Consider the following 25,066-nt stretch of genomic DNA (forward strand, 5'->3'; position numbering starts at 1 on the left):
CAGTCCATGAAAAAGTTCGTTTTTGCATCCGTAGTCGCTATGGTTGCCCTGAGTTCCAATGCTTCAATCGCCCAGAGAGTAGAGGCGCGTTCCGGAGATGTCGCCGTGTTATCGGGACAGAAAATTGTTAATGTTAAGTACGATTATTCCAGCTTCGGAGTAGGGAAGTTTGCCACTGAGCAGGAATATCTTGATAAAAAAGCCGCTGAGTACAATGCGAAGGAGTCGGGTAAGGGAGATGCCTGGAAAAAAGCCTGGGTTGATGACCGCAAAAACCGTTTCGAGCCCAAGTTCGAAGAGCTGTTTAATAAGGGAATGGAAGACAAAGGTTTGCAGATTGTACAATCCCGTCCTGATGCGGCGTATACCATGATCGTGCGTACCAAGTTTGTCGAGCCCGGCTTCAATGTGGGTGTAATGCGCAGGAATGCATATATTGATTACGAAATTGACGTGGTGGAATCCAATAACAAGTCTGGTAAGGTTGCTGAGCTGGCGATGAGGAATGTACCAGGCGCTGTGGCTTTCGGAATGGACTTCGATACCGGCGCGCGTTTGGCCGAATCCTATGCCAAAGCAGGGAAGTCACTGGCTGCATTTCTAGAAAAGAAACTTAAGTAGTTATTCACTCAATACCTCAGGTTATGAAGAAGTTAGTACTTTTTGCGTTGCTGCTTTGCAATGCCGCCGCCGCTTGGGCCGATCATACCATGGCCGACCTTTTTGCCGGAAAAGCAAAAGTCGTTTTTCTCGGACTTGATTTTACGCAGGCCAAGTATGTGGGTTCCGTAGGCTTCACAGATCCCACAGCAATCCAGAACCAGCATATCGTGAGCTGGAACAATCTGATCGAAATGGAGCCGAAAAAATTCTCACTTCAAAAGGCATTTAATCTGAGTGACGGCCAGTATGTGTCCAAAGTGGAGGATATGGTGAAGTTCAACAAGTCAGTTAATGTGGCTGAGAATATTACTGAAACAGCAAACAGTATCACAGAAGATCAGGTCAAAAAATCAGTAGCCAAATACGCGCTCAGCGAGAAAGACGGCATTGGTATCGTGTACGTTGTGGAAAATCTGAGCAAGACTGCCGAGAAAATGACTGCCTGGGTTACATTCATTGATCTGAGCACAAAAAAGGTGCTTTATACCGAGCACGTTGAAGGAAAAGCAGGCGGTTTCGGGTTCAGGAATTACTGGGCCGGCGCCGTTTACAAGATTAACCAGGAGATTGACTCCAAGCTGTACAAGAAGTGGAGCAAGACTTTTAAAGGCTGAGAAATAAATAGAATTGCTTATTTTTAAAGCTCAGAATTCAATACCGATACCATCATGTTACCTGATAAGCTGTGATTTGTTTGCCGGTTTTGGTGAACTTTTCACAGCTTAATGCTTAATTTACAATACAACTTGTGAGAATATCAACCTTGATCCTTACGGTGCTGCTTTCCATATTATTGTCAGGATGTGGCAAAATGCTGTACCGCTCTGCGGAGAGAGCATTTCAGGAAGGTTTAAAAGAGCAGCCCTATGACGCGATCATTGTGCCAGGCTACCCGTTTAACGGACAAAAATGGGACATGATTTTACAGCTGAGGATCCACTGGGCGCATTATCTATATGCAAAGGGCTATACAAAGAATATCATCTTCTCAGGCTCGGCCGTGGCGACAGAGTATATTGAAAGCCGTGTGATGGCCAACTATGCGGAAGCGCTTGGGGTCCCGCGGGAAAACCTGTTTACAGAAGAGAAAGCCCAGCATACAACCGAGAACATCTACTATTCGTACCGGCTTGCAAAAGACCTGGGATTTGAAAAGGTAGCATTGTCTACCGATCCCATTCAGACAAGCTATATGCGCCGGTTTATCAAAAGGTATGAGCTGCCGATCGGGCTGCTTCCGACGGTGATCGACACGATCAAAGTACTGAATCTGTACGAGCCCAAGATCAACCTGGAAAATACCACAAGAGCAAATTTTCAAAAGCTGTCGGACAGAGAAAATTTCTTTCAGCGGTTTAAAGGCACAATGGGCAAGTACATTGTGTGGCACGAGGAGGATCTTAAAAAGAAAAAGCACATCAGAAAGTTTAAAGACCGGACGATCCCCTCTTCTTCGGTAAGTAAGGAACCATAAATGCATATAATGAAAAAAGAATTATCTGCCATTGAGGCGAAGTATGAAGCACAGAAAATAGCGTTCGGGCCGATTTATTTTCAATCGGTAGTCGCACTAAGGGAGTTGGGTATTCTGCAGTTTATCGGTGAGCACCGCCGGGGCGTTACCGTGGATGCCATTCTTGAAAAGCTCGACGTTTCGGAGTACAGTGTTCATCTGCTTTTGGAGGCGGCTGAGGTCCTCGGAGTTGTTGATATAGAAGGCGACATCGTGAGGATCAGCAAGGTAGGCTTTTTTCTTTTGAAGGATGAAATGACGCGGGTCAACATCAATTTTATGAATGATGTATGTTACCTCGGCGCAAAAAATATGACCGAAAGCTTCGTGAAAGGGAAGCCGGAGGGATTGAAAGTGCTGGGCGACTGGCCCACCATTTATGAGGGACTTTCGGTATTGCCGGAACCAGCCAAAACATCTTGGTTCGAATTCGACCATTATTACTCGGACAATGCATTTCCGGACGCATTGAAGATTGTGTTCAGGAAAAAGCCTGGGCTGATTTTCGACATTGGCGGGAATACGGGCAAATGGTCTTTTGCCTGCTGTGCACATGACGAGGAAGTCCGAATTAAAATACTTGACCTACCCGTGCAGCTGAAAGTAGCCAAAGCAAATGCAGCTGCTAAAAATCTGCTGGATCGCATTGAATTCCAAGAGATTGACCTGCTTGACGCTGCCCAAAAAATTCCTCAGGGTGCGGATGTAATCTGGATGAGCCAATTCCTCGATTGCTTTTCAAAAGAGCAGATTGTTCAGATTCTTGAAAACGCTTACCAGGCGGCCTCTCCAGAGACAACGCTTTACATTCTGGAACCATTTTTTGATAACCAGAATTATCCTGCTGCGCATTACAGCCTGGTAGCAACATCTTTGTATTTCACGATCATGGCCAACGGAAACAGTAAAATGTACCGCATTGGCGTGATGAAAGAATTGGTCGATAAGGCTGGGTTTGAGGTGATTGAAACTTATCCATTGATAGGGGATAGCTACCATACGATTCTGGAATGCAGGAAAAAGCAGCAGGCTTAATCCGTTTTAAAACAGACATCGTAAATTTATAGAGATGAGAAAAACACTGGTTGCTTACCTGATGCTCGGTCTGGCATTTACAGCATTTGCCGCGGCCCAAATTGAGAGAAGTGTTTTTTATAACTCCCTGTCTTCAGGTGATGAATCCACGATAGATAGAATGATTGCCGGACTTGAATCCGAAAAGCCGACGTCTCGCAACAAAGCCTATATCGCTGCGTTGACGATGAAAAAGGCGGGTTTTGTGAAAGGAGCAGGGGAGAAGTTGAAGGTATTTAAAAAAGGGGCGCAGATACTGGAAGAAGAAATAAAAAGTCAGCCGGACAATGCTGAGTACCGGTTTTTACGACTTACAATCCAGGAACACGCACCTAAAATCCTGAAATATAACAAGCAGGTCGACGAGGATAAACGTGCAGTTGTGGCGGCGTACAGCAAGCTGCATCCGAGTGTGCAGAGCGCGGTTGCTGACTATGCAAAAAACTCGAAGGTACTCAGCCCGTCTGATCTGAAATAATGCTTAAATTGGATTAAAAATTAAATGGGAAACATACTTGTCGTAAACTATTCGCAGACGGGACAACTGAACGAAATTATCGACCACTTTTTACTCCCATTTGACCAGGCTGACATTGAGCGCGTAATTATTAAGCCAGCGAAACCGTTTGTGTTTCCGTGGACTACTGACGAGTTTTTTGATAAAATGCCTGAATGCGTGCTGGAAGAGACCATAGATCTGGAACCCTTTCATTTTGCCTCATCGCATTACGACCTGATTGTACTCGGTTACCAACCCTGGTTTCTTTCGCCTTCGCTACCCTTTACATCCCTTTTGAAATCGCCTGCCTTCAAGGCTGTGATGAATGGTACCCCTGTGATTACGATCATAGGCGGTCGAAATATGTGGCTCAATTCGCAGGAAAGCGTGAAAAAGCTGATTGCCGCAGGTGGCGGGAGGCTGGTAGGGAACATTCCATTTATGGACCGGACTTCCAACCTGATCAGTGCATTCACGATTTTGCATTGGATGCTGACCGGAAGGAAGGATAAAAAATGGGGCGTTTTTCCAATGCCGGGCGTGAGTCAGAAAGATATCGAAAGTGGTGCGCAGTTCGGCCGGATTGTGCGTATTGCTCATGAAAAGCAGGAATACGGAAATTTGCAGCACGACATTCTCGCAACGGGTTTGATCGACATCCCGACAGATATCCTTTTTATCGAGCAACGCGCCAAAAAGCTGTTCAGGATCTGGGCAAACCTGATCAAAACAAAGGGTACCACGCCGGCTAAACGGAAAAGGCTAGTTGGATTTTTCAAATATTACCTGCTGGTAGCTCTATTTATGGTAGCACCGGTCATACTTTTTTTGTACAATTTGTTTGTAGCGCCTTTTACCGAAAATACGATTAAGAAGAAAAAACAATACTTTTGTGGGGTTGAAATCAAATCATAATGTCAGAAGCATACATTACAAGAATTGCCAAGTTTTTGCCCAATGAGTCCGTTTCGAATGAAGAAATGGAAGAATATCTAGGATACATCAACGGTAAGCCATCGAAATCAAAAGCAATCGTTTTACGTAATAACGGGATAAAAAGCAGGTATTACGCACTGACCCGGGATGGCGCTGTTACGCACACCAATGCAGAAATGGCGGCCCAGGCTGTGAGAGGATTGTTCAAAAATAATCCGGGCGAGATCGCAGAAATGGATCTCCTGAGCTGCGCTACTTCCAGTCCCGACCAGCTAATGCCCTCGCACGGTTCTATGGTGCACGGAAGTTTGCCGGAAACGGCGTCTGTCGAGGTGGTATCTCCGTCGGGCGTTTGTTGTGCAGGTATGCATGCGCTCAAATACGCTTACATGTCGGTAAAGGTTGGAGACAAGCAAAAAGCAGTCTCCTGCGCATCCGAGCGGCTTTCTTCGGTTTTAAAGGCTGATCAGTTTGCGGAAGAAATCAGCCAGCTGCAACGATTGGAGCAGAATCCATACATCTCGTTTGAAAAGGATTTTTTAAGATGGATGCTTTCAGACGGCGCAGGGGCATTTCTGGTAGAACCTCAGCCGAATGCAGAGGGGATTTCCCTTAAAATCGACTGGCTTGAAGGTTGTTCCTACGCAAATGAGTACGAAGCCTGTATGTATATGGGCGCCGACAAACTTGAAGACGGGACTTTGCAGAGTTATAAAGACTACGCTGCAGAAGAAATACAAGACCGTTCGGTATTCAGTATCAAGCAGGATGTGAAGCTATTAGGCGAAAAAATCGTTAAATTAGGCTTTGCGAAATTGAAGGATATACTTCAAAAGAAAAATATGAGCGTGGATGAAATCAGCTACTTTTTGCCGCATTTATCCAGCTACTTTTTTGAAAATAAAATTGACGATTTCCTGAAGATGAATGGAATGGGCATACCTAAGGAAAAATGGTATACCAACCTGGTGAATAAAGGAAATGTGGGTGCAGCCTCTATCTATATGATGCTTGAAGAAGTATTCCATAGTGGCGCATTGAAAAAAGGAGAGAAGATTTTACTCGCTGTTCCGGAAAGTTCGAGATTCTCTTACATGTTCTGTTTGCTGACTGTTTGTTAAAACCAGTTTCAAAATGAAAAAGGAAGATCTGCCACAAGATACAGGCGCTCTCGAGAAGTTTACGAGGGAAGTATGCTACGTCAAAAATGAGGACGGAAAGTACGAGACGGCGCTGAGTAAGGGTTGGGAGGTCAAGAAACTTGCATTGGACAGTGCCTGGGAGGATGTGAATGCGCGAGTGGAAGAAGCCAGGCAGGCAGTAATAAGAGGAGAAAAAAGCCCGATCTATTATTTTATGGAATTGCGCCTGATGGACCTGCCCGTACTTTCGGGGTACACAGGTATCTTCTCTTTTTTCATCAAAAGACATTTAAAACCTGCTGTATTCAAAAAACTGAGCGAGCGTAAACTTGAAAAATATGCCCGCGCGTTTGATATCACAGTTGATAGTTTGAAAAATTTTAAAGGTTAAGCCAGTGAATGTTGATAGTCAAACGGATGAATTTCACCACGTCCAAACGGCGCATTGTGAGAATGGCGTAACAACGGCTTTGCTGCGTTACCGCGGACTGGATTTCATGACCGAGCCACTTGCATTCGGAATGGGATCGGGTCTTTTTTATATACAGATACCTTTTCTGACAGTCAATAACGGCCCTGCAATTTCTTTCAGGACCATGCCCGGCGCTATTTTCAAGCGTACCTGCAAGTCGCTGGGTGTTGATGTGACTAGAAAGAAATTCTCGAACCTGCTTGCCGCCGAAGCATTTTTAGATCAGAAAGTAAAAGAAGGAGTACCCGTCGGCTGCCAGGTCGGCGTATTTCACCTGACCTACTTCCCAAAAGAGTACCGCTTCCATTTCAATGCACATAACCTGATCGTTTTTGGTCAGGAAAACGATCGCTATCTGATCAGCGACCCGGTAATGGAGGATGTAACCTCACTATCGCGGGAAGAACTATCGCGTGTCCGCTTCGCACAGGGCCCGCTTGCACCGAAGGGACATATTTACTTTCCGGAAAGTGTAAAGCCAATTTCTGACGATCTGATCAGAAAAGGAATTGGAAAAGGTATCCGCCGCAATGTGCGCGATATGCTGCGCATTCCCGGCAACTTTGCTGGTGTAGACGGCATCAGGCACACTTCCAATCATGTTCGCAAGTGGCGCGACAAGCTCGGCCTGCGGAAAGCGAGCTTGTACCTGGGGCAGATCGTTCGGATGCAGGAAGAAATCGGGACAGGCGGCGGTGGTTTTCGCTTTCTTTATGGTGCATTTCTTGAAGAGGCTTCTGCTTATATGCAGGATGACAGGCTCTCGCAGGTTTCCGAAGATTTTACCAAAGCGGGAGATCTGTGGCGGGCAAGCGCTATCAAAATGGCAGGAGTGTACAAAGGCAGGTTGACCGAGCAAAAGGATTTCAATGAAATCGCTGATATCATGCTGGACATACGTTCAGTTGAAAAAGAAGCCTTTGAGAAACTTTCCAGACTTAATTTAGGAAAGTAGCGCATGGAAGACATTTCTGCTCCTGTATGCATTCAGATCCGGCACGTTTCAAAAAAATATAAATCTGCGCAGGAAAATAGCCTCACCGATGTTTCTCTCAATATTGTCAGGTCAGATGTTTTTGGCTTGTTAGGTCCGAATGGAGCCGGGAAAACGACATTGATCTCCATTCTATGCGGGATAATTCCGCCTTCCGAAGGCGAAGCGGCATTCATTATTGATGGTAAAGTACTGTCTCCCATCGAGCGGAAAAGCAGGATCGGGTTTGTGCCGCAGGAATATGCATTTTATCAGGAGCTCACACCGCGCCAAAACCTCGACTACTTCGGTGCGATGTATAACATTCCCAAAAACGAGCTGCTTGAAAGAAGAGAATATTTGTTAAATGTGCTTGGTCTTTCAAAGTCGGCTGACGATAAAGTTGAAACGTTTTCCGGTGGTATGAAGCGACGCGTAAACCTGGCGATCGGGATTATTCACAAACCGGATATCCTTTTTCTGGACGAGCCTACCGTAGGTGTGGATGTACAAAGTCGCAATGCGATTATCCGCTATTTACAATCCATCAATGAGGCAGGTACTACCATTATCTACACTTCTCACCACATGTCGGAGGCTGAGGAATTTTGCAAGAACATCGCGCTGATAGATCATGGTAAGGTTATTGCTGAAGGGGATATACAGGATTTGAAAACGCAGCACAACGTTCCAAACCTGCAATCACTATTTATCAATCTGACCGGCGAAGCGTACAGGGACTAGGATGTTCAAAATATTTTCCTCACTTCGAAAAGAGTTCTTACTGCTCATCAATGACAAGACCGGCCTTGCGCTGCTCTTCTTAATGCCGCTGCTCCTCGTTTTTATCATCACCATTATTCAGGATAGTGCGTACAAAATGGTCAACGAAAACCAGATCGCATTGTTAGTCGTAAATAAGGATGCGGGAAAGGAAGGAGGAAAGCTGGTGAATACTTTGAAAAAATCGGGTCTTTTCAAGATTGATTCACAAGATCAGATCGAGCAAAGTGCATTAAAAAAGGAATTGCTGGCGCGGGGAAAGTTGATCGCGCTGTTTATTCCACCCACATTTTCAGCGGGTCTGGAAAGTAATGCGCAAGATGTTAGCAATATATTAATGCAGGACCTCGGGCTGGAAAGTGATTCCACAACGCGGGAAAAGGTGGATATGCCGAGGCTCGCTTTTTATCACGATCCGGTTTTGCAGGAGAATTACAGCCAGTCAGTCATGGGGATAATCCAGTCTTACATGGGTATGATTGAAAACTCGCTGATGATCGACAGGATGTACGCGAGTATGGACCTTGGTAATAAATCAGAAGTACTGAAAGAGAAGATGATATCGAACCGCGTGAAAATCGATCCGATCGTAGCGAGCAACAATAACTCAACAGTACTGCCTAATTCGACGCAGCATAACGTACCTGCCTGGACCATTTTTGCGATGTTTTTTATGGTGGTTTCCCTGGGCAGCAACATTGTAAAAGAACGGATAAACGGAAGCTTCCTGAGGTTGAAGACGATGCCGACCACATTTATGCTGGTGATGTTCAGCAAAATGGCCATTTACGTTATGGTGGCTGTTTTGCAGGTTGCACTCACATTTTCAATGGGAATATGGATCTTGCCCCGGCTGGGATTACCGCAGCTTACCGTTCCTGAAAATCTGATCGCACTCCTGGCCGTAACCTTCGTGAGCAGTATGGCGGCAGTAAGCTATGCATTGATGATCGGCGCATTTGCCAGAACAGAGCAGCAGGCCAATGGATTCGGCGCCATTTCCATTATTATTTTCGGTGCAATCGGCGGGATCCTGGTACCTACGTTTGTGATGCCCGCATTCATGCAGACAGCCAGCAATTTTTCGCCGCTGCACTGGTGTCTCGAAGGCTTTTATGTATTGTTCCTGAAAGGCGGCAGCTGGCGCGAGCTCGGACTGGTTTTTTCATTTTTAGGTATTTTTATACTGATTTGTCAGCTGGCGACATATTTTAAACTTCGGATCGAAAGAATTCTTTAAGTTTGGCTAGCGTAGCAGCGCATTTAACTATTTATATGGACATAGAAAGCTTGAAGCCCATTTTGAAGGGCCAAATTGTACAGTATTTGAATTTACTAGACGTTAATCCTCAGGATATCAAAGATGACGAACCACTTTTCGGCGGCGATCTCGGCCTTGATTCCATTGACTCGCTTGAATTGGTAGTACTTCTTGAAAGAGAATACGGGATCAAGATCACCAACCCGGCTGAGGGAAGAAAAATACTTGTAGACGTAAACCGAATGGCGGAATATATTCTTGCCAACACGAAAACCGCCTGATATGAGGAAAGTGCTGGTTACGGGAATGGGAGTTATTTCGGCGATAGGGGAGAACCTGCATGAAAACCATCAAAGCCTGCGCGCAGGTGTCACCGGAATAGGTAAAGCTGCCCGGTTTGAATCACAGTACGCCGCATTGCTGCCTTTTGGAGAATGCAAAACGAGTAACGAATCTTTAAAAGCAATGCTCGGGCTTGAAAATAGCCTGGGATATACACGTACCTGCCTGCTCGCCAGCAAAGCTTTTGATGAGGCGGTAAATGATGCCGGTTTAACACAAGAACAGCTTTCTGACTTTACTACTGCATTTATATCAGCCAGTACAGTAGGCGGAATGTGCCTCACAGACCAGCTTTATGACGATGCCAACCTGAAATCCAGCGGCTCCGAATACCTCGACGCTTACAGTTGCGCCTCGCATACGCTTAAAATTATTGATCATTACAAAATCAGGGGATTTACCGATACGATCAATACGGCTTGTTCTTCCTCTGCCAATGCCATTATGCTCGGAGCGCGGTTGATTCGCTCCGGCCGGGCGACCCGCGTGATCGTCGGTGGGGTAGATAGTCTCGCCAAATACACGGTCAACGGCTTCAATGCATTAAAAATTCTGTCCGGCTCTGCGTGTAAGCCTTTTGACGAGAACCGGGATGGTTTGAACCTCGGGGAAGGAGCGGCGTATCTGGTACTTGAAACCGAAGAGAGCGCAGCAGGTAAAAAGGTGTATGCCGAGGTGGCAGGTTATGGCAATGCAAATGACGCGCACCATCCTTCTGCAATGTCTGACGAAGCCACTGGTGCAATCCGCTGCATGCGTGAGGCTGTGGAGACGGCGGGTATCGCATTTGAGCAGATCAATTATGTGAATGCCCACGGTACCGGCACGAAAAACAACGACGACGTAGAGTTATTCGGTCTGCATCAGCTTTTTGAGCAAATCCCGCCTTACAGTTCTACAAAATCTTTCACAGGACATACCCTGGGCGCAGCCGGCGCGCTGGAAGCAATTTTTAGTATCCTGAGCATTGTTCACTCCGAACTTTATCCGAGTCTGAGCATTGAGGTGCCGGTTACTACTTACGACCGGGTCCCCATTTTAAGTTTTGAAGAGGGGCAGCAGATCAATTATGTGCTATCCAATTCTTTTGGTTTCGGCGGCAATTGTACTTCCCTGATTTTCGGAAGCGTCAATTAGTGCGCTTCCATCAGCGTATTAAGAATTTTTTGCGCAGCTACCGAAATGATAGTTCCCGGCCCGAAAACACCTTTTACTCCTGCATCATATAAAAACTGGTAATCCTGCGGAGGAATTACTCCGCCCGCAATCACCATAATATCCGGCCGGCCGATTGCCTCCAATGCATTGATCAATTCAGGGATCAATGTTTTATGCCCGGCTGCAAGGCTCGACGCGCCTATGATGTGCACATCATTCTCTGCTGCCTGCATTGCTACCTCTTGCGGAGTTTGAAAAAGAGGCCCGATATCTACGTCAAAACCCAGGTCAGCGAAACTGGTAGCAATAACCTTCGCACCTCTGTCGTGACCATCCTGTCCCATTTTTGCCACCAGAATTCTGGGCCGGCGGCCTTCCATTTCAGCAAACTGATCGGAGAGCTGGCGGGCGAGGCGAAAGTTTTCGTCATCTGAAACTTCTGCGCTGTACACACCTGATATAGATCTGATGGTGGATTTATACCTTCCAAAATGATTTTCCATAGCTTCTGAAATTTCGCCCAATGTAGCCCGTTTGCGCGCCGCATCTACTGCCAGTGCCAGCAAATTGGCGCTCATATCTTTTCCCCCCGGCTGTGCGCAGGCGAGTGTGATTGCTTCCAATGCTGACTGAACTTCCTCCTGACTCCGGTGTGCCCGGAGTTTGTTCAATGCATTAATTTGCGCCTCTCTGACGGCCTGGTTGTCTATTTCAAGCAGCTCAATGCTGTGCTGCTCCGTTGATCGGAATTTGTTCACACCTACAATGATATCCTTGCCCGAATCAATGCGTGCCTGCTTTCTCGCCGCTGCTTCTTCGATCCGCATCTTTGGTAGCCCGGTCTCGATCGCGCGTGTCATGCCGCCAATTGCTTCCACTTCTTCGACGAGTTGCCACGCTTTTTCAACCAGCTCGCCGGTAAGATACTCCACATAGTAGGAGCCGCCCCACGGATCGACGGACTTGCAGATATCAGTTTCATATTGGATAAACAGTTGTGTATTTCGGGCGATTCTCGCTGAGAAGTCGGTAGGAAGCGCCATTGCTTCGTCCAGCGAATTGGTATGTAGCGACTGTGTGTGCCCCATCACCGCCGCCATGGCTTCAATGGTTGTGCGGGTGACATTGTTAAATGGATCCTGCTCGGTAAGACTGTACCCGCTTGTCTGGCAGTGTGTCCGCAGCGCCATTGATTTTTCTTTCGCCGGGTTGAAGCCTTTCACAATTTTTGACCACAATAATCTTCCCGCGCGCATCTTGGCGATTTCCATAAAGTGGTTCATGCCAATTCCCCAGAAGAACGACAGCCGCGGCGCAAAATCGTCGACCGGAATACCCGCAGCAATACCTGTTCTGATGTATTCAAGTCCGTCCGCGAGTGTGTATGCGAGTTCAAGGTGTGCAGGTGCGCCAGCTTCGTGCATGTGGTACCCGCTGATGCTGATTGAATTGAACTTTGGCATAAAGCGTGACGTATACGCAAATATGTCCCCTACAATCCGCATGGATGCAGCGGGCGGATATATATAGGTATTGCGTACCATAAACTCTTTCAAAATGTCATTCTGAATGGTTCCAGAGAGCTTTTCAGGAGAAACACCCTGCTCTTCGGCAGCGACAATAAAAAACGCCATAATAGGAATTACCGCGCCATTCATGGTCATCGATACAGACATTTGATCCAGCGGGATCTGATCAAAAAGCGCCTTCATATCTTCAACTGAATCAATCGCAACTCCGGCTTTACCCACGTCGCCCGTCACTCTTGGATGGTCAGAATCGTAACCCCGGTGCGTTGCCAGGTCAAATGCAACTGATAGTCCCTTTTGTCCGGCCGCCAGATTACGTCTGTAAAATGCATTCGACTCGGCTGCTGTGGAAAAGCCTGCATACTGGCGGACTGTCCAGGGGCGGTCGAGATACATGCTCGCGTAAGGTCCGCGCAGGAAAGGAGCTTTCCCCGCTCCGAAATGCAGGTGACCAGCCGATGCAGTATCTCCTGCATTAAAATAGGAGGCGAGCCGGATTCCCTCGCGCGTGGTACCTGTTTTATCCTGCGTTACTACGGGAGCTGCATTGCCTGTATGTTGATCCGAAACTTTTCTAAAATCAGGTTTCATAGCGTTTTCCGTTGATTTTGGAACATTTCAGATAAAGAAGTATCACGAAGCAGGCGCAGTTTTGCAGGATTACTTTCGGATGTTTGTGCTGCCTCAACCGGGTTGGATTCAGGTTCGGTAAAACGATTTACACCGATCATTACCCCGCCGTTTTCCAGCATATCAAGTTTCTTTTTTGCCGAATCGCGCAGCAGATCCTGTATATACCCCTCCTGAAAGCACTTGATCAATCCGCCTTTGTCTTCCATTTCAACAAAAAGCGCCCAGGCTGCATTTGACAATGCAATGGACATTTGTTCAATCGCATAGGAACCACCAGCCGGGTCAGCCACGACATTCAGGCCACTTTCATAGGAAAGAACGGACGATATGTTTCGCGCAATCCGGGAAGAAAGTTCGGTTTCTTTGGTAAGGTGACTATCAAATCCCTCAATCGTTAATGCATCGCAGCCACCTGTCACGGCGCTCATCACCTCGCTGCTTGCACGGATGATATTGGTGTAGCTGGCAGTAGCTGAATGGTAAAAAGAGGAAGTTTTTGCGTGTATAAGCGGCTTTGTTTTTTCAAAAGAAAGATCATAGGCTGCGGCAACTTTCCGAAGCAAATATCGCAAAGCTCTCAGCTTGGCTATCTCTGTCAAATATTGGGTACCTATGGAAACGGAGCAGAAAACGCTGTTAAATGCTTTTATAGGTGAAATACCAGCTTCGGTAAGCAAGTCCATGTAGGTGACCAGCGCGCCAAGCGTACATGCGAGCTCCTGCACCGGATCAGCGCCATTGTTATGGTAAATGTGCGATTCCACCATCAATGGACGGAATTCGCCTCCTTCTTTGGTTTGGCAAAACGAAATTACCGGCTTCATTGCTTCTGCCAGGTTAGACCCGGTACGCATCCAGCATGCGATGGGATCGTGGGCTATACCGCCCTTGACGAGATACCCGGTGTTATTGGTAATTGCATCGAAAAGCAATGTTACGGGTTGGGTTGTTTGAAAGTAAACCGGATTGTCATTCAGTTTGACATGGTGCAGCAGCAGCGCGATTTCGGCAGTATCCGGTTGTGTATTCTGAAAGTCTATGATAATACCGTCTGCGCCCTGACTCAAAGCCTCCCTTATACTTGCATTGGTTTCCGCCGGAGTAGCAAGTTTGAGTCGCGGAAGATTAAGCCAGCCGGGTACCAGCTTCTGGCAGTTCCGCATTTGTTCAACCTCCTCCGGGTTCAGGATATCTGCGGTTGCATATGCATTTGTGGATACGCCGGGTGCCAGCGACCAGTGCTTCAAGATATCAAATTTTGCACCGAGCTCTGCCTCAGCCTGCTTTGTCCAGCTGTCGTAGCCAGTTGGTTCAAATTCTGAAAAAAGTGAAGCTGGATTCATCGTGCAACCGGAATGAAGAGAAACGGACCAGGGCAAAACTAAACAATTGAGCCAATATTTTGTGCCTCAAACACCTACGGAATTAAGCGCGTGCAGCTCCGATTTTAAATGCGAGGTTTTTATCCATTGGCTTGGAGTTCGGTCATATTGATACTAAATTGAACCCTGGACCAATCTTGACAGATCAGGTATTTTTATATCTTTGCCGTCCCTTAAACAAGAACATCTGAGTTTTGGTTAGTTACACATTGGAAAGAGTAAAAGCAAATACAGAAGTAGACCATGTCTGGGATGCCTGCCTGAGGATTGTTCAGCAGCATGTTCCGGAGGAAAGTTTCAAGACGTGGTTCGAGCCTATCCGACCACTGCGGCTGTATGGAAAAGTACTTACGATCCAGGTTCCGAGCCAGTTTTTTTACGAATGGCTGGAAGATAACTACGTTAATCTGCTCAGAAAAGCGCTTGATTACGCAATTGGACGCGACGGAATGCTTGAATACTCCATTATCGTTGATAAAGGAAATGAAAAGCACCAGCCGCTGACCATGAATGTGTCGACGCCCAAGTCGCCTAACTACTCAAAGCCGGACAACTTCGTTACAGATCCCCGGCTGGGTTCCAACCATAAGGAAAAGGACCAGGATTCCATGAACCTGGACACTTACCTGAACCCCAATTATTCATTCGACAATTTTATTGAGGGAGATTGTAACCGCCTTGCACGCTCGGCTGGATTTGCAGTAGCGCAGCGGCCGGGGTTGACTTCTTTCAACCCACTGATGATGTACGGAGGTGTGGGATTGGGTAAAACGCACCTGGTACAGGCGATCGGGAACTACATTATGAACCACTATGAGAATAAGCTGGTACTGTATGTTTCCTCCGAAAAATTTACAAATCAGTTTATAAACTCGATCAAAAACAACACGTTGCAGGATTTTACGGACTTTTATATGAAAGTCGATGTACTTGCGATTGACGACGTGCAGTTTTTGTCAGGTAAAGAAAAAACGCAGGATACCTTTTTCCATATATTCAACCACCTGCACCAGCTCGGCAAGCAGATCATTATGACGAGTGACCGCCCGCCGAGGGAATTACAAGGCTTGCAGGACCGTCTGCTTTCGCGTTTTAAATGGGGTTTGACAGCTGATTTACAGGCGCCTGACTACGAAACAAGGATTGCGATTATCCAGAAGAAAATCCAGTCGGAAGGAATTTACATTGACTATGATGTGATTGAATACATCGCGCACAGCGTGAATTCCAACGTAAGGGAGCTGGAAGGTGTGATCGTATCGTTGATGGCACAGGCTTCTTTGACCAGGCGCGAGATTGATGTGGAACTTGCTAAGAATACGCTCAAAAACATCGTGATGAATGAGAGCAAGGAGGTTACCATCGACACAATTCAGGAGGTAATCGCCGACTTCTTCCAGGTTACCATTGCAGATTTGAAAAGCAAGAGCAGGAAGAAGGAAGTGGTATATCCGCGTCAGCTGGCTATGTTTCTTGCCAAAGAGTATACAGATCTTCCATTGAAGTCCATTGGGTACCATTTTGGGGGCCGCGATCACTCTACGGTGATCCACTCCATTCAAAGTATTAATCTCCTGATGGACGAAACTCCGGACGTGGAAGAAACTTTACAGAAGCTCCGCAGTTACTTTAAGTAGAAACCGACGTCTAAAGGACAGATATTTCATTTGATCCTTTTTTTCGATGTCACCCATCCTGCTTACCCGCACTCAAATTGACGATGCCGCCTGGAATGCGTTAATTCAGGATTCTCCGCAATGCGTCATTTACGCTTTTACCTACTATCTCGATATTGTCTGCCTGGATTGGAAGGCGCTGGTTTACTCTGATAACCGGGGATACCAGGCCATTATGCCGCTTCCGGTCAGAAAAAGTTTCGGTGTTGAAATCCTGTATCAACCCCTTTTCTGTCAGTACCTGGGCATTTTCTCACGCGAACCACTTACAAGCGAACAAGCTGAGGTTTTCCTGAAAGCAGTATCCCGTGAGTACAGTTACATATCGGCTTATCATTTTAATCCCGAAAATGAACCGCTGTTGCGCGGGCTCTCGGATCGTTTCCCCGAGTTTTGCATTCATTCAAATACCACGCACTGGCTTGATCTCAATCAGCGTTACAGCGAACTCACGGCGGCCTTTAAAAAGGATAGCAGGAGGAATTTGAGAAAAGCCTGGGAAGCACAATGGAAACTTGTTGTAAGTACCAATATTCACCCACTTATCTACCTTTTTGTTTCTAATCATTCCAGAAAAATCCCAGGCGGAGTTAACCCAAATGCATATAATCTGCTTGAAGCATTGTATCAGGCACTCAACGTGCGTGCGCAGGCTGAACTTTGGTATGCAGCCAGGGAAGGCAAAATACACGCAGGCATTTTGCTTGTGAAAAGTGGGGGTAGGGTGATTTATCTGTTCAATGCGGCTGACGAAACAGGCCGGCGGGAGCACGCGAGGACTTTCCTGCTGGATCAGTACTTTCGGGAATTTTGCCCGGGTAGTCAGGTTTTAGACTTTGAGAGTCCGGAGGTGGATTCTGTTGCTTCTTTTTACAAAAGTTTTGGAAGCAAGGAGATACCTTTTCCTGCTATACGCAAAAACAAGCTTCCATTCCCATTGCGGCAAGTTCAGGAATGGAGACGAAACAGACTTAAAACCACTTGATCTCCTGTTTCAGTCCGCGGTAGGATTTCAAATCCATTTCAAGCGAACCGATTTTGAGTTCTACTTCTGCTTTCAATGGAATTTTATTCACATCATCAGTCACCCAAAGTCGCATTGCGCCTTCGTCTTTGAAGAATTTGTTGGTGGGGATCAATGGATTGATCCGCAACGCTTTTGCTCTTCCGAACTTGGTTTTGACCACATCCTTGCCTACATACCGCACACGCAGCTTGTAAACCTCTCCATCGAAAAATGTAGGCACTTCGATAATCTCACCCTCATTCACTTTATCAAAGTTGATCGTACGCAGAAAGTAATACCCGCTAATGATATCGTGGATGTTATTAGGAACAGTAAAAGTTTTCGTTTCTTCTTTCACACTTGCAATTGCCTGATCGCGGTTGTGGTTGAAGATAACCTTCTCGTCTTTCCGGTACTTGTTTTCCTGGATCTGCCGCTCAAACATCTGGGGAAGAATCGCCGTAGTATCAATGTAAGAACGCCAGGTATCACGGACTTTGGAAATCAGGTCAAATGCGCCGACTGTCCGACCCGTCACATTCACCCGGTAACAGGGCCGGTTATTGATCATCGAAATGTTCTTTCCGACTTCCACTTTTGCTTCGGCTGCATTAATAAACCCGTAATGGACGCGGTACTCAACGCGTTCTCCCATTCCGAAGCTTTTGTTCGCTACCACGCGCATATCTGCGGCTTTGTCTTCCAGCTGCCTGAAAGAGAAAAATAGTAGCATTGTCAATATGGCTAATAAACAACTGGCTTTCTTCATTTTACAGACAATTACATAGAGGGGTATGTTTTCTTCAGGTGCTGCAAATAGCTTTTCAAATCGCTTCCGAACTTATTTTGAAATTCCTGTAAAAACATATTTTGCTTCGATTTATAGGTCAGGTAACTTATAAAATAGGCATTGTTAGGAATCTGCTTGTCGGTCAGCCGCGTTTTGGTTGTTAACGCTTGTGAGCCCGAGAGAAGTGTATCCGCGTCTTCCACAATCTGCACGATCATTGCTTTCTTGAGCGAATCCTTCCTCTTGTCAGGTTCCTGTTTTCCGTCAAATGTCTTGTAAAGGTTATTGAGCTTCATAGCTCCACGCAGCATATGTGCCGAATAAGCCTCATTGTATTTTCTGGAAAACTGATAATTCCGAAGCTCAACCGATTCTGGTCCGTATTTGTATTTCAAAAACCGGATCGCTCCCTGGTCACCAACAAAGCTGGCCAGATTCTCATTGAGTTCGAGATTGCTTTTAACAAAAAGTGTACCATGCGTCAGTTCATGCAGGATCAGGTTAGCCAGGCTCCCCGGTTTGCGTTTAAGCATACTCGATAGAATGGGGTCTCTGAGGTACCCTAATGTCGACCATGCAGATACGTCTCCAATGTCGGTATCAAGTCCCTGCGCGATCAGCGCCTTTTCTTCTGCAACTGCTTTCGTCGAGTCGAAATAGCCTTTGTAGGGGAATGTACCTACGATTGGAAAGTGCCATTGGTGGGGAGCTATCCGGTATCTTTCAGATGCAGTTATAAGCCAGATCAGCGGTCTGCCATGCTGGTCATAAAAAGTCGTGTAGTTTTTGGACGGGTTCAGCCCCAGGGAATCGGTACCAAACTTCTTAATTTCCTGGATCAGCCTGATCTGTGCTTTCAGCGAATCCGGAAAGGCAGGATCTGCCATTACTTCTTCCACATCCTGCACATGCATCAGAATGCCGATTTGCCCCTTCGCCTGCAGAAAACCATATCCGATCACATCGCGGTAAATGATCCCTACAACCAGCACGACGAAAAGTAACAGGAGAAGTATTTTCTTGAAAACGGATAAGTTATTCACGCTTAACACTAAAAGGTACCGGAAGCAAATCTATGTAAAAATGGCCACTCCCGATGTTGAAAGCTGCTTAATTGAGGAAAAGGAATTATGCATCAAGAAAACAGCCGCTTAGTAACCGTTCGGTGAAATATGAAGATAATGTAAGCTGGCATTGATATATTTGTTCTTACATCCATTCTCCATGAAAGTAAAATTACTCAGGTCTTTAACGATCGGCTATTTACTGGTGCCGAACCTGCTCTATTATTTCTTTTGGACGAAAACCGCCATCGCGGCCGTCTGGATCCTCTTACTTCTGGCAGCTTTCGCAACGGTCCTCATGTCCGGCAACTTCAATTCAGATGCACGTCCCGCGCTGATTATCAAAGATCTGGGTGTGTTAACGGCCATTGCATTACTGATCACCTTCGTCTCCGGTGCGGCAGGATTGTCATACCAAACCTTTGACTATTGGTGCCATAATACCAAATTCTACGAACTCTTTAAATACGAATGGCCGATCCGCATTCCACAGGACGGACCGGTTATCTCCTATTACTATGGCTATTATGTGGTACCCGCGCTGATTTTCAAGTGGCTCGGCGGCATCAATGAGACAGTTATTTTTGTCTGGACTGCATTGGGCTTTTTCCTGGGTATTGCCTGGGTATACCTCGCCTTGAACAAGAACATCATTTTTACATTGCTCGCCACCGCTGTGGGCGATACGCCGCACGTGATCAAAACTGTTTTTTACAAATTCACGCACATGTGGTATCAAATGGGCGACTTTGGTCTTGAATCCTGGTCCAATTTCGAAAATCTGCTGTGGGTACCTAATCAGGTGATCCCGACTTTGATGATCGGCGGTATGTTTGTTTACCTGCTTAAAAACAAGCTGGATGTAGAGTACATTGTACTTCCCATTGCACTCACATTCTGGTGGGCGGTTTTCCCGGCTTTCACGAGCGGACTGCTGACGGCCATCGTAATTGTCCGCAAATGGCTCCTCGCAGGCTTGCGGCTTGACTGGGCACTGGTTTTCAGGCACGTGATCCTGCCATTTCTTTGCTGCCTGCCCATGCTGTTATTCCTGACCTCACACGAAGAGCCGCCTATTTCAGGATTTATCTGGCAGTTTCCGGATAGTATGCCGAGCAGAGTGATTGAGTACATTGTCAACATTGGTATCAACCTGGTAGTCTTTTTCTTCTGCTACCGGTATTTCAGCACGCGGCAAACTTCGCCGATGGACGCATTCCCATTCTACCTGATCCTGTTCTTTTTCATGGTATTCCCGATTTACAGGGTAGGTAAGGTGAATGATTTCCTGTTCCGGGGATTGATGCCGTACCTGATCATCACCGGTATTTACGTATTCTATCCTTTTACAGTGGTTCCCTGGCAGGATTCCTGGCGAATGTTGCGTAAATCGTTTTTACAGCTGGCCTTCTTTGCAGTTATGGCTTCCTGCTCTTTCATCGCCATCGGCAGGGTAGTACGTTCGTTGCGGGTGAATGTAGTGACAAAACAGTACTTTCCTGATCGTGTCGTTTTTGATCCCATTCCCTATGATGCTTACCCCAACATTTATGAGGTACTCCGGGACAAATGGTCGCAGCGCGAAGCAGACCAGTACCTGGGTAAGAAGGACTCATTTTACGAGCTGAAAATGGCTCCGTCGAATCCCTCTGATAACTGAAACGATCCATTTGAACATTCAGGTTGCACGTCCGTTTTCATAAATCTTTAAAACTGGAATTTGAGGCTATTTTCTTGAATTAACCACATTAAGCGGGTTGGAATTATTACAAATTTTTGGTATTTTTACATGAAAGACAACCCCTTTTGATTGCAGTTTTTGTTCTTCAAGAACTTGCAGTTTTTACACAAACTAAATTCTGTTTACCATTTTATGGCACAACCAAACACAACAGATAAGGACAACAAACTGAAAGCATTGCAAACCACGCTGGAAAAGCTTGATAAAGCTTACGGTAAAGGCACAGTTATGCGCCTGAGCGACAGCAAGGTTTTAGATATTCCTGTCATCTCTACCGGTTCTCTCGGGCTCGACCTGGCACTAGGTGTTGGCGGTGTTCCCCGCGGCCGTGTGGTAGAAATTTATGGCCCTGAATCATCGGGTAAAACCACTTTGTCAATGCATTGCATTGCAGAGGCTCAGAAAAAAGGTGGTCTGGCAGCTTTTATAGATGCAGAGCACGCTTTTGACCGTTCTTACGCTGAAAAATTAGGTATAGATACCAGTAACCTGTTGATTTCCCAGCCTGACAGCGGTGAGCAGGCGCTTGAAATTGCTGAGCACCTGATCAGCAGCGGCGCGGTAGATATCATCGTGATTGACTCCGTTGCTGCATTAGTTCCGCGCGCTGAGCTGGAAGGCGAAATGGGTGACAGTAAAATGGGTCTGCAGGCGAGATTAATGTCGCAGGCACTTCGTAAGCTGACCGGGGTAATTAACAAAACCGGCTGCTGCTGTATATTCATTAACCAGTTGAGAGAGAAAATCGGCGTGATGTTCGGTAACCCGGAAACAACGACGGGTGGTAATGCGCTTAAATACTACGCTTCGGTACGTTTAGACATTCGTCGTGTAGGGCAGATCAAAGAAAGTGCCGATGCGATTTTGGGTAACCGTACAAGAGTGAAGGTGGTGAAAAATAAAGTAGCGCCTCCATTCAAAGTTGTCGAATTCGATATCATGTATGGTGAAGGAATTTCGAAAGTAGGAGAGGTGATTGATCTGGCCGTGGAACTGGACATCGTGAAGAAAGCCGGTTCATGGTTTAGCTACGATGGAAATCGGCTCGGACAAGGCAGGGACGCGGTTAAGTCGCTCCTGAAAGACAATCCCGAACTATTGGAAGAACTCGAGGCAAAAGTGCGTGGAAAAGTGAATAACGATCCCGATTCTCTGATAGATACAAGTGAGCCTAACGTCGTTGACGACGGAGCTCCGCTATAAGTCTAAAAGTTAATGTAAATGAAAAATGCCCTGTTTGTAGCAGGGCATTTTTGTTGTTATCCGTTTTATCTGAATCAGAAAGGCTTCCGATCGTCGTCATCTTCATCAAAGTCATAATCCTCATCTTCGGGACCGGAGAACATGCTGCTTACAAGGTCCTGGAACTTCATACCTTGATCCAACGATTGTTTTCCGATAAGAGAAAACTCCGCCATACCGTGCAATGCGAATTCCATCATAAACAGTTTTTCCTCTGCACTTGAATATGCACTCAGCATATCAACAAAATCATCCAGACCGTCAATGGTTTTTAACCTCGCTACGTATTCCCTGTCAGTCATGTCGCCTGGCATTTCCATTTCATTGCCGGCACCAAACCATTCGATCACCTTCGCATAAGGATTGATCTTGCTTTTCTTCGTTTTCTCAGGATCGGGAAAAAAGTTAAGGAATTGCGTCCGTATCGCCTTCCCGATCAGGTTCTGCGCTACGATTACAGGCCCTTCCACTTCACCTTCATAAACCAGCTCTACCTTCCCGCAAATAGCTGAGACAACTCCGTACAGATCTGAAATACGTACGTAAGTCGAAGTTTCGCCATTGATCAATGCACGACGCTCGGCAGTACTTAGCAGACTTTCATAAGCTGAAATCGTCAAACGTGCCGAAACGCCACTTTTGCTATCTACGTACTCGCTTTCACGTGCTTCAAATGCGATCTGCTCGATCAGCGTCTTTGCAAGCTCATTGACTTGAACGAGTGTCTTCTGCTCTTCCTTCACAATCGCTTCCTGCTCGGTAATTTTCTTGCCGGTTTCGATGGTTTTAGGATAGTGCGTTACAATCTGGCTTTCAATACGGTCTTTCAGCGGAGTTACAATGCTTCCGCGGTTGGTGTAATCCTCAGGGTTAGCCGTAAATACAAACTGAATATCAAGAGGCAGCCGCAACTTGAAGCCGCGGATCTGAATATCGCCTTCCTGCAGAATGTTGAACAATGCAACCTGAATCCGCGCCTGCAAGTCAGGCAGCTCATTAATTACGAAAATACCCCTGTGTGAGCGGGGAATCAGACCAAAATGGATCACGCGCTCGTCAGAATAAGGCAATTTCAGCGTCGCTGCTTTGATAGGATCCACGTCGCCGATCAAATCTGCAACAGATACGTCAGGTGTCGCGAGTTTTTCTGTATAACGGTCACTTCTGTGGAGCCACTCTATTTCAGTATGATCGCCATGCTCGGTAATCAGATCTTTGGCGTGGCGACTCAATGGTGCAAAAGGATCGTCGTGCAGGTCTGAACCTTTCACAAACGGGATAAATTCATCGAGCAAATCGACCATCATACGCGCAATGCGCGTTTTTGCCTGACCGCGTAAACCCAGGAAGTTGATGTTATGCATCGACAAAATGGCGCGCTCCACATCAGGAATGACCGTTTCCTCGTAACCCCAGATCCCCGGGAAAATATGTTCTTTATTTCTGATTTTCGCAATCAGATTATCTCTTAACTCCTGCTTAATGGAACGTGATTGATAACCTGCTTTTTTAAGTTCTCCGAGCGTGTGGATTCCCAAACGTTCTGAACTGGTAAGCTGTGAGTAATTCATGTATGAGAATCTAAGTTAGCGCGCATAGGCAACCGAACGCATTTCGCGGATCACCGTGATCTTGATTTGTCCGGGGTACTGCATTTCTTTTTCAATTTTTTGAGATATATCAAATGAAAGCATTCCGGCTTTTTCATCTGATACATTTTCTGCGTCAATAATCACCCTTAACTCGCGGCCGGCCTGGATTGCGTAGCATTTTTCCACTCCGTCAAACGACAATGCCATGTTTTCCAGATCACGCAAACGCTGGATGTAAGATTCCATCATTTCGCGGCGGGCACCCGGGCGCGAGCCTGAAATGGCGTCACAGACCTGGATAATAGGGGAGAGAATGCTCGTCATTTCAATCTCATCGTGGTGAGCGCCGATCGCATTACATACCTCCGGATTTTCCTTGTATTTTTTAGCCAGCTCCATACCCAGGATTGCGTGGGGCAGATCTGACTCTTCCGGCCAAACTTTACCAATATCGTGCAGCAAGCCTGCGCGTTTGGCCAGTTTTGTGTTCAGACCAAGTTCCGACGCCATTGTTGCGCAAAGTTTCGCCACTTCACGGGAGTGTTGCAGCAGGTTCTGGCCGTAAGAAGAGCGGAAACGCATTCTTCCGATCATTTTTACCAGCTCAGGGTGCAAGCCGTGGATACCCATATCAATGACAGTGCGCTCGCCGATTTCTACGATCTCGTCGTCGATATTCTTACGCGTCTTGGCTACTACTTCTTCAATTCTGGCCGGGTGAATCCTGCCGTCCTGAACGAGTCTGTGCAACGATAGTCTTGCAATTTCCCTTCTTACAGGGTCAAATCCCGAGATAACGATCGCCTCAGGTGTATCATCAACAATGATTTCAACACCGGTTGCAGCTTCCAATGCACGGATATTACGTCCTTCACGACCAATGATCTTCCCTTTTATATCATCATTTTCAATGTTGAAAACAGACACACAGTTTTCAATGGCGTGTTCGGCAGCAGTTCTTTGGATGGTTTCAATGACAATTTTCTTGGCTTCCTTGGTAGCAGTAAGCCTAGCTTCCTCCATGGCGCTTTTTACATAAGATCCGGCCCTGGTATCGGCTTCGGCTTTCAATGCGTCGATCAGTTGCTCGCGCGCTTGTTCGGCTGTGAGGTTGGCAATTTTTTCAAGCTGTGCTACTTGTTGCTGCAGCGATTTTTCAGCTTCTTCCTTACGCTTGGTCGCAGTTTCCAGCTGCTGGTTAAGGTTATTTTTGAGCGCTTCCAGTTCGTTCTCGCGACGTTTGTTCTGCTCGACAGACTGGTTCAGGCTTTGTTCGCGCTGTTTGAGTTTTTGCTCGTTGCTTTGAAGAATGCTCCTTTTTTTGTTGGCATCTTCTTCAAATTCTGATTTCAAGCGCAGGTACTTTTCTTTTGCTTCCAGGATACGGTCCTTTTTAATATTCTCGGCAGCACTTTCTGCATTGCGGAGAATTTCTGCCGCTCTTTCCTGAGCTTCCTTTTCCTTTTGATCAAATGACCGCTGGAAAATGTACTTACCTGCGAAAATACCCACGCCGACAGCAATAATGTCGGACAGGACTACGATGAAAAACAAAGAATTTGACATTTCAATAAAGGTTTTATATATAGTTGGTT

At 46.4% G+C, this 25,066-nt stretch carries 23 protein-coding genes; 17 read left to right on the forward strand and 6 right to left on the reverse strand.

What is annotated here, in order from left to right; translation table 11 throughout:
• The first annotated feature begins 6 nt into the window (after positions 1-6).
• From ASG33_RS09180 to ASG33_RS09240, 13 genes are all read left to right on the forward strand, one after another.
• Positions 7-621, forward strand: a complete 615-nt coding sequence (locus ASG33_RS09180) for a hypothetical protein (protein ID WP_056282923.1) — start codon at positions 7-9, stop codon at positions 619-621.
• Positions 622-644: 23 nt separating this feature from the next.
• A complete protein-coding gene (locus tag ASG33_RS09185) occupies positions 645-1,277 on the forward strand; it encodes a hypothetical protein (protein ID WP_056282926.1) in 633 nt (210 codons plus the stop codon).
• Between the two features lie 134 nt (positions 1,278-1,411).
• Entirely contained in the window at positions 1,412-2,137 is a 726-nt protein-coding gene (locus tag ASG33_RS09190) for a YdcF family protein (RefSeq protein WP_056282928.1), read from the forward strand.
• A 9-nt stretch (positions 2,138-2,146) separates the two neighbouring features.
• Positions 2,147-3,211, forward strand: coding sequence for a methyltransferase (locus tag ASG33_RS09195; RefSeq protein ID WP_056282931.1), 1,065 nt, complete (start codon positions 2,147-2,149; stop codon positions 3,209-3,211).
• Positions 3,212-3,245: 34 nt separating this feature from the next.
• A complete protein-coding gene (locus ASG33_RS09200; RefSeq protein ID WP_056282933.1) occupies positions 3,246-3,728 on the forward strand; it encodes a hypothetical protein in 483 nt (160 codons plus the stop codon).
• 24 nt (positions 3,729-3,752) lie between these two features.
• Positions 3,753-4,664: a hypothetical protein gene (locus ASG33_RS09205; RefSeq protein ID WP_056282935.1), complete on the forward strand. Its 912-nt coding sequence runs from the start codon at positions 3,753-3,755 to the stop codon at positions 4,662-4,664.
• Positions 4,664-5,806 (forward strand): beta-ketoacyl-ACP synthase III, encoded by a 1,143-nt coding sequence (locus ASG33_RS09210; protein ID WP_056282938.1) that lies wholly within the window; start codon positions 4,664-4,666, stop codon positions 5,804-5,806. Before ASG33_RS09205 ends, ASG33_RS09210 begins: the two co-directional genes overlap by 1 nt.
• 13 nt (positions 5,807-5,819) lie before the next feature.
• The gene (locus tag ASG33_RS09215) at positions 5,820-6,218 is read left to right on the forward strand and encodes a hypothetical protein (RefSeq protein ID WP_056282941.1); all 399 of its coding nucleotides are present in this window, start codon (positions 5,820-5,822) and stop codon (positions 6,216-6,218) included.
• A 4-nt stretch (positions 6,219-6,222) separates the two neighbouring features.
• Positions 6,223-7,254 (forward strand): BtrH N-terminal domain-containing protein, encoded by a 1,032-nt coding sequence (locus ASG33_RS09220; protein WP_056282944.1) that lies wholly within the window; start codon positions 6,223-6,225, stop codon positions 7,252-7,254.
• 3 nt (positions 7,255-7,257) lie between these two features.
• Positions 7,258-8,016 (forward strand): ABC transporter ATP-binding protein, encoded by a 759-nt coding sequence (locus ASG33_RS09225; RefSeq protein WP_056282947.1) that lies wholly within the window; start codon positions 7,258-7,260, stop codon positions 8,014-8,016.
• 1 nt (position 8,017) lies between these two features.
• Positions 8,018-9,295, forward strand: coding sequence for an ABC transporter permease (locus tag ASG33_RS09230; protein ID WP_056282951.1), 1,278 nt, complete (start codon positions 8,018-8,020; stop codon positions 9,293-9,295).
• A gap of 35 nt (positions 9,296-9,330) precedes the next feature.
• On the forward strand, positions 9,331-9,597 hold the full coding sequence (locus ASG33_RS09235) for a phosphopantetheine-binding protein (RefSeq protein ID WP_056282955.1): 267 nt from the start codon (positions 9,331-9,333) through the stop codon (positions 9,595-9,597).
• A gap of 1 nt (position 9,598) precedes the next feature.
• Positions 9,599-10,795: a beta-ketoacyl synthase gene (locus ASG33_RS09240; protein ID WP_056282958.1), complete on the forward strand. Its 1,197-nt coding sequence runs from the start codon at positions 9,599-9,601 to the stop codon at positions 10,793-10,795.
• On the opposite strand, the gene scpA is transcribed toward ASG33_RS09240, so the two are convergent.
• Positions 10,792-12,936 (reverse strand): methylmalonyl-CoA mutase, encoded by a 2,145-nt coding sequence (gene scpA / locus ASG33_RS09245; RefSeq protein WP_056282962.1) that lies wholly within the window; start codon positions 12,934-12,936, stop codon positions 10,792-10,794. The genes ASG33_RS09240 and scpA overlap by 4 nt on opposite strands.
• Entirely contained in the window at positions 12,933-14,321 is a 1,389-nt protein-coding gene (locus ASG33_RS09250) for a methylmalonyl-CoA mutase family protein (protein WP_056282963.1), read from the reverse strand. The genes scpA and ASG33_RS09250 overlap by 4 nt, the downstream gene beginning before the upstream one ends.
• Before the next feature lie 248 nt (positions 14,322-14,569).
• Between ASG33_RS09250 and dnaA the strand changes: the two genes are divergently transcribed.
• Together dnaA and ASG33_RS09260 are read left to right on the forward strand one after the other, a co-directional pair.
• Positions 14,570-15,997 (forward strand): chromosomal replication initiator protein DnaA, encoded by a 1,428-nt coding sequence (gene dnaA, locus ASG33_RS09255; RefSeq protein WP_031527630.1) that lies wholly within the window; start codon positions 14,570-14,572, stop codon positions 15,995-15,997.
• A gap of 46 nt (positions 15,998-16,043) precedes the next feature.
• Positions 16,044-17,021: a GNAT family N-acetyltransferase gene (locus ASG33_RS09260; RefSeq protein ID WP_056282966.1), complete on the forward strand. Its 978-nt coding sequence runs from the start codon at positions 16,044-16,046 to the stop codon at positions 17,019-17,021.
• On the opposite strand, the gene ASG33_RS09265 is transcribed toward ASG33_RS09260, so the two are convergent.
• Positions 17,008-17,775, reverse strand: coding sequence for a DUF3108 domain-containing protein (locus tag ASG33_RS09265; protein ID WP_229238601.1), 768 nt, complete (start codon positions 17,773-17,775; stop codon positions 17,008-17,010). The genes ASG33_RS09260 and ASG33_RS09265 overlap by 14 nt on opposite strands.
• A gap of 47 nt (positions 17,776-17,822) precedes the next feature.
• A complete protein-coding gene (locus ASG33_RS09270) occupies positions 17,823-18,875 on the reverse strand; it encodes an aminopeptidase (protein ID WP_056283544.1) in 1,053 nt (350 codons plus the stop codon).
• Between the two features lie 181 nt (positions 18,876-19,056).
• On the opposite strand from ASG33_RS09270, the gene ASG33_RS09275 reads away from it, so the two are divergent.
• Together ASG33_RS09275 and recA are read left to right on the forward strand one after the other, a co-directional pair.
• Positions 19,057-20,556: a hypothetical protein gene (locus ASG33_RS09275; RefSeq protein WP_056282972.1), complete on the forward strand. Its 1,500-nt coding sequence runs from the start codon at positions 19,057-19,059 to the stop codon at positions 20,554-20,556.
• A gap of 213 nt (positions 20,557-20,769) precedes the next feature.
• The gene (gene recA / locus ASG33_RS09280) at positions 20,770-21,840 is read left to right on the forward strand and encodes a recombinase RecA (RefSeq protein WP_056282976.1); all 1,071 of its coding nucleotides are present in this window, start codon (positions 20,770-20,772) and stop codon (positions 21,838-21,840) included.
• A 74-nt stretch (positions 21,841-21,914) separates the two neighbouring features.
• Here recA and ASG33_RS09285 read toward each other — a convergent pair whose 3' ends face one another.
• Together ASG33_RS09285 and rny are read right to left on the reverse strand one after the other, a co-directional pair.
• Entirely contained in the window at positions 21,915-23,450 is a 1,536-nt protein-coding gene (locus tag ASG33_RS09285; RefSeq protein WP_056282978.1) for a sigma 54-interacting transcriptional regulator, read from the reverse strand.
• A 15-nt stretch (positions 23,451-23,465) separates the two neighbouring features.
• Positions 23,466-25,037 carry a ribonuclease Y gene (gene rny, locus ASG33_RS09290; protein ID WP_056282982.1) on the reverse strand — a complete coding sequence of 524 codons (1,572 nt, stop codon included), beginning with the start codon at positions 25,035-25,037 and terminating at the stop codon, positions 23,466-23,468.
• Positions 25,038-25,066 lie beyond the last annotated feature (29 nt).

Source organism: Dyadobacter sp. Leaf189, from assembly GCF_001424405.1.
GTDB lineage: Bacteria > Bacteroidota > Bacteroidia > Cytophagales > Spirosomataceae > Dyadobacter.

Coding starts and splice junctions, on each gene's coding strand:
- ASG33_RS09240 (WP_056282958.1), top strand. CDS start 9,599: ATGAGGAAAGTGCTGGTTACGGGAATGGGAGTTATTTCGGCGATAGGG.
- ASG33_RS09265 (WP_229238601.1), bottom strand. CDS start 17,775: ATGCTACTATTTTTCTCTTTCAGGCAGCTGGAAGACAAAGCCGCAGAT.
- ASG33_RS09230 (WP_056282951.1), top strand. CDS start 8,018: ATGTTCAAAATATTTTCCTCACTTCGAAAAGAGTTCTTACTGCTCATC.
- ASG33_RS09250 (WP_056282963.1), bottom strand. CDS start 14,321: ATGAATCCAGCTTCACTTTTTTCAGAATTTGAACCAACTGGCTACGAC.
- scpA (WP_056282962.1), bottom strand. CDS start 12,936: ATGAAACCTGATTTTAGAAAAGTTTCGGATCAACATACAGGCAATGCA.
- ASG33_RS09210 (WP_056282938.1), top strand. CDS start 4,664: ATGTCAGAAGCATACATTACAAGAATTGCCAAGTTTTTGCCCAATGAG.
- ASG33_RS09275 (WP_056282972.1), top strand. CDS start 19,057: ATGAAAGTAAAATTACTCAGGTCTTTAACGATCGGCTATTTACTGGTG.
- ASG33_RS09260 (WP_056282966.1), top strand. CDS start 16,044: ATGTCACCCATCCTGCTTACCCGCACTCAAATTGACGATGCCGCCTGG.
- ASG33_RS09215 (WP_056282941.1), top strand. CDS start 5,820: ATGAAAAAGGAAGATCTGCCACAAGATACAGGCGCTCTCGAGAAGTTT.
- ASG33_RS09235 (WP_056282955.1), top strand. CDS start 9,331: ATGGACATAGAAAGCTTGAAGCCCATTTTGAAGGGCCAAATTGTACAG.
- ASG33_RS09195 (WP_056282931.1), top strand. CDS start 2,147: ATGAAAAAAGAATTATCTGCCATTGAGGCGAAGTATGAAGCACAGAAA.
- recA (WP_056282976.1), top strand. CDS start 20,770: ATGGCACAACCAAACACAACAGATAAGGACAACAAACTGAAAGCATTG.
- ASG33_RS09225 (WP_056282947.1), top strand. CDS start 7,258: ATGGAAGACATTTCTGCTCCTGTATGCATTCAGATCCGGCACGTTTCA.
- rny (WP_056282982.1), bottom strand. CDS start 25,037: ATGTCAAATTCTTTGTTTTTCATCGTAGTCCTGTCCGACATTATTGCT.
- ASG33_RS09205 (WP_056282935.1), top strand. CDS start 3,753: ATGGGAAACATACTTGTCGTAAACTATTCGCAGACGGGACAACTGAAC.
- ASG33_RS09285 (WP_056282978.1), bottom strand. CDS start 23,450: ATGAATTACTCACAGCTTACCAGTTCAGAACGTTTGGGAATCCACACG.
- ASG33_RS09180 (WP_056282923.1), top strand. CDS start 7: ATGAAAAAGTTCGTTTTTGCATCCGTAGTCGCTATGGTTGCCCTGAGT.
- ASG33_RS09200 (WP_056282933.1), top strand. CDS start 3,246: ATGAGAAAAACACTGGTTGCTTACCTGATGCTCGGTCTGGCATTTACA.
- ASG33_RS09185 (WP_056282926.1), top strand. CDS start 645: ATGAAGAAGTTAGTACTTTTTGCGTTGCTGCTTTGCAATGCCGCCGCC.